The organism is Trichlorobacter sp. (genome assembly GCF_030247655.1).
Lineage (GTDB): Bacteria > Desulfobacterota > Desulfuromonadia > Geobacterales > Pseudopelobacteraceae > Trichlorobacter.
This window is the reverse complement of record NZ_JAOTRZ010000257.1, coordinates 1-3,819: the sequence shown is the minus strand read 5'-3', so window position 1 is coordinate 3,819 and position 3,819 is coordinate 1. Positions and strand designations below refer to the sequence as shown.

At 46.8% G+C, this 3,819-nt stretch carries 5 protein-coding genes and 1 pseudogene; all 6 read left to right on the top strand.

The features are described from left to right. Positions 1-167 precede the first annotated feature (167 nt). On the top strand, positions 168-719 hold the full coding sequence (gene rfbC, locus OEL57_RS15130; RefSeq protein ID WP_300741601.1) for a dTDP-4-dehydrorhamnose 3,5-epimerase: 552 nt from the start codon (positions 168-170) through the stop codon (positions 717-719). Beyond that, positions 716-847 (top strand): annotated as a pseudogene (locus OEL57_RS17125) (class I SAM-dependent methyltransferase); the annotation flags it as partial. The gene rfbC and the pseudogene OEL57_RS17125, both read left to right, overlap by 4 nt. Positions 848-901: 54 nt before the next feature. After that, positions 902-1,711, top strand: coding sequence for a methyltransferase domain-containing protein (locus OEL57_RS15125; RefSeq protein WP_300741600.1), 810 nt, complete (start codon positions 902-904; stop codon positions 1,709-1,711). Next, positions 1,690-1,941 carry a methyltransferase C-terminal domain-containing protein gene (locus OEL57_RS17120; RefSeq protein ID WP_300741599.1) on the top strand — a complete coding sequence of 84 codons (252 nt, stop codon included), beginning with the start codon at positions 1,690-1,692 and terminating at the stop codon, positions 1,939-1,941. The genes OEL57_RS15125 and OEL57_RS17120 overlap by 22 nt, the downstream gene beginning before the upstream one ends. Beyond that, positions 1,938-3,044, top strand: a complete 1,107-nt coding sequence (locus OEL57_RS15115; protein WP_300741598.1) for a DegT/DnrJ/EryC1/StrS family aminotransferase — start codon at positions 1,938-1,940, stop codon at positions 3,042-3,044. Before OEL57_RS17120 ends, OEL57_RS15115 begins: the two co-directional genes overlap by 4 nt. Positions 3,045-3,047: 3 nt before the next feature. Further along, positions 3,048-3,689 (top strand): NeuD/PglB/VioB family sugar acetyltransferase, encoded by a 642-nt coding sequence (locus OEL57_RS15110; protein WP_300741596.1) that lies wholly within the window; start codon positions 3,048-3,050, stop codon positions 3,687-3,689. Positions 3,690-3,819: the final 130 nt, after the last annotated feature.

The window sequence follows — 3,819 nt, the reverse complement described above, 5'->3', positions numbered from 1 at the left end:
GGTTTGAAGCAACTCAACTGGCTGCCGGTCTGGTCATTGGAAGAGGGCTTGGCAGCAACAGCCCATTGGTACAGTGCCTATCAGTCAGAACAGCGTACAATCAGCCTTGAACAGCTATCCGCTTTTGTGGCATCAGCAGTAGCTAACAAGCTGTGCTGGGCCACAGAATGAAGATCATCAGCACTCCTTTAATGGGCGTATCACTGATAGAGCCCAATCCTTTCTGCGATGACCGTGGCATTTTCTATCGTGCCTTTTGCAACCGAGAATTAGCGCCGGTGCTTGGCACACGTCAGATTGTCCAGACAAATTTCTCTCGCACGCATGCCGTTGGTGCGGTACGGGGAATGCACTACCAAAACCCTCCCCATGCAGAGATGAAGCTGATTCGTTGCCTGAAAGGCAAGATTTGGGATGTGGCCGTTGATGTGCGAGCTGGATCTCCTACCTTTTTACAGTGGTTTGGTGTTGAGCTCAGCCCTGATAACGCACTGATGATGGTAATTCCTGAAGGTTGTGCCCATGGTTTTCAAGTGCTGAACAAAAACAGTGAGCTACTGTATCTTCATACTTCCCATTATAAGCCTGAAGCAGAGTGCGGAGTCAGATTTAACGACCCCTTATTAGCCATCAGCTGGCCGTTACAGGTGACAGATACCTCAAAACGTGATATGAATCACCCGCTCATCACTCCAAATTTTGGTGGAATTGCTACATGAACTGCCGTCACTGCAAGACCCCCCTTGAACATACCTTTCTGGATCTGGGATACGCGCCGCCCTCCAACGCCTATCTCACCGACCAGGAGCTATCAACGCCAGAGCTGTATTTTCCGCTTAAGTTAAAGATCTGCACAAGCTGCTGGCTGGTACAGACAGAGGACTACACCCAGGCTGATGAGTTGTTTAACAATGACTATGCCTACTTCTCGTCAACCTCAAGCAGTTGGCTTGAACATGCCGCTCGTTACAGCGCCATGATTACAGAAAAACTACGGCTGGATAGCCGTAGTTTTGTCATAGAAATTGCGTCAAATGACGGCTATCTTTTGAAAAACTTTGTTGCTGCAGGTATCCCCTGCCTTGGCATTGAGCCAACCGCAAGCACAGCGGCGGCGGCTGAAAAACTTGGTATTCCAGTTATCAGGGATTTCTTTGGCAGCAGGCTGGCAACTGAACTGATACATCAAGGTAAACAGGCGGATCTTGTTTTGGGAAACAACGTCTTTGCCCATGTGCCTGACATTAATGATTTTACGATTGGCTTAAAACTCGTGCTTAAACCTGGTGGCACCACCACTCTGGAATTTCCTCACCTGATGCAGCTTTTAAAACATACCCAATTTGATACGGTTTACCACGAACATTTTTCATATCTTTCTTTGTACACAGTTGAGCGCATCTTCAAGCAGGCCGGTCTGAAAATATGGGATGTTGAAGAGGTGCCAACCCACGGCGGGAGCTTAAGGATATATGGCTGCCACCAAGATGATCCAAGATCCGTGTTGCCTTCCGTTACGAAACTTTTACAGGAAGAACTGTTGTGTGGCATGCAGTTGCTTGAAGTGTATCAAAGCTTCCAGGCTAAAGCTGATGATGTGAAGAATGGATTGCTCCTGTTTTTACTTGAGCAAAAGCGAGCAGGGAAAAAAGTGGCGGCCTATGGTGCTGCAACAAAAGGAAACACACCTTGCTCAACTATGCTGGCGTAAAACCAGACCTGCTTCCGTACGTCTGCGATGCTGCCCCCTCCAAGCAGGGTAAATTCTTGCCTGGTAGCCATATACCTATCATGGCCCCAGCCGTACTGTCTGAACAGCGCCCTGACTACCTGTTAGTATTGCCATGGAACATTGCCGATGAGGTTAAACAGCAGAATGCCAAGCTTGCAGAAGTTGGCACACTGTTTGTAACGGCAATACCAAGGCTGGAGATTATATGAATCCGCGCATCTATTACACAAAACCGTCAATTACTGAGCTTGAGGTACGTTATGCCACAGATGCCGCAGCTAACGGCTGGGGTGAGCGTTGCTATGAATACATCTGTCGATTTGAGGAATTATTCAAGCAGCATCTTGGCGTCAAGTATGCAATCGCGACATCTAGCTGTACAGGTGCTTTGCATATGGGTATGGCCGCACTGGGTATTGGGCCTGGCGACGAAGTTATAATGGCCGATACCAACTGGATTGCCACTGCCGCTCCAATTGTACATCTGGCCGCAAAACCTGTGTTTGTTGATATCTTGCCTGATACCTGGTGCATTAACCCTGAACTGGCTGAACAAGCAATAACACCACAGACAAAAGCCATTATTGCGGTGCATTTGTATGGCAACCTGTGTGATATGGATCGGCTACTTGCAATCGGAGAGAAGCACGGCATTCCAGTCATTGAGGATGCTGCCGAGGCAATCGGTTCACAGTGGCATGGTAAACGCGCTGGTTCTATGGGTAGATTTGGTGCTTTTTCCTTCCACGGCACAAAAACGCTGACAACCGGTGAAGGCGGCATGTTTGTCACCAACGATTCAGATATTTACGAAAAGGTGTTGACGCTATCAAATCATGGTAGATCCCGCAGTCAGACTAAACAGTTCTGGCCTGATATGATTGGCTTCAAATACAAGATGTCAAATATTCAGGCAGCAATTGGTTGCGCTCAAATGGAGAGGATTGATGAGCTTATTTTCGGTAAACGGCGAATATTTAGATATTATTTGAAACAACTTAGTGGACTACCGATAAAGATGAATCCCGAGCCTAAAGGGACAGTTAATGGTTATTGGATGCCAACCATCGTAGTCGATGAGGAAGTGCCGTTTAATCGCAATAAATTGCTAGCTGCGTTTAAGGCGGATGATATCGACGGCCGTGTGTTTTTCTGGCCACTAAGCATGCAACCTATGTTTGAGGAAAAACCGAAGAATGCAGTGAGCTATGGGCTGCATAAGCGAGCAATAAATTTACCGACATACCACGATTTAACCGATGCAGAAATGGAACGAGTTGTTTGCCATGTGAGTAATCAATGGAGGCAATAGCTAATGCGAGATATACTATTTTGGGGAGCAACTGGGCAAGCAAAAGTCCTCCACGATATTGTTTGTGACACGGACATGCGTCTCGTCGTCTTAGTTGATAACCGCACAATTTCTTCTCCAATTCCTGGCGTGCTACTGCTGAGAGGAGAAACCGGTCTTGATGCTTGGCTTACAGAGCGCGGCGGCACGGACAATCTCTATGGTGCGGTGGCTATAGGTGGTGGACATGGGACTGATAGAATTCAGTTGCTGGGCTTACTTAAATCACGCGGCATTGATCCCGTAACGTTGATTCATCGCACTGCTTTTGTGGCGCATAGTGCTGTAATTGGAGAAGGCAGTCAGATTTTAGCTCAATCATCTGTTTGCGCAAACGCACAACTTGGTCGTGGAGTAATTATAAACACTGCTGCATCAGTCGATCATGATGGTGTTATAGGTAATGGAGTACACATAGGACCAGGAGCACGGCTTGCTGGTGAAGTGATCGTTGGAAATAATTCATTTATAGGTACTGGTGCTGTTATTTTGCCTCGAATCCAAATTGGCAATGAATCCGTTATTGGAGCGGGGGCTGTCGTTATAAAAAATGTTAAATCTGGCACTACTGTTGTTGGGAATCCAGCCCGAGTATTGGGCAAATAAATGGGAGGTTTTTCTATAATGGGTCCTGCTGAGCAGTTTATTGAACAAAGGGGAAAAAATATTGCAGGTCTAGGAAATGATAGAGACATGCTAGATTTAACACGTATATGGTTGTGTGATACCCTTAAGT

Coding starts and splice junctions, on each gene's coding strand:
- rfbC (WP_300741601.1), top strand. CDS start 168: ATGAAGATCATCAGCACTCCTTTAATGGGCGTATCACTGATAGAGCCC.
- OEL57_RS15115 (WP_300741598.1), top strand. CDS start 1,938: ATGAATCCGCGCATCTATTACACAAAACCGTCAATTACTGAGCTTGAG.
- OEL57_RS15110 (WP_300741596.1), top strand. CDS start 3,048: ATGCGAGATATACTATTTTGGGGAGCAACTGGGCAAGCAAAAGTCCTC.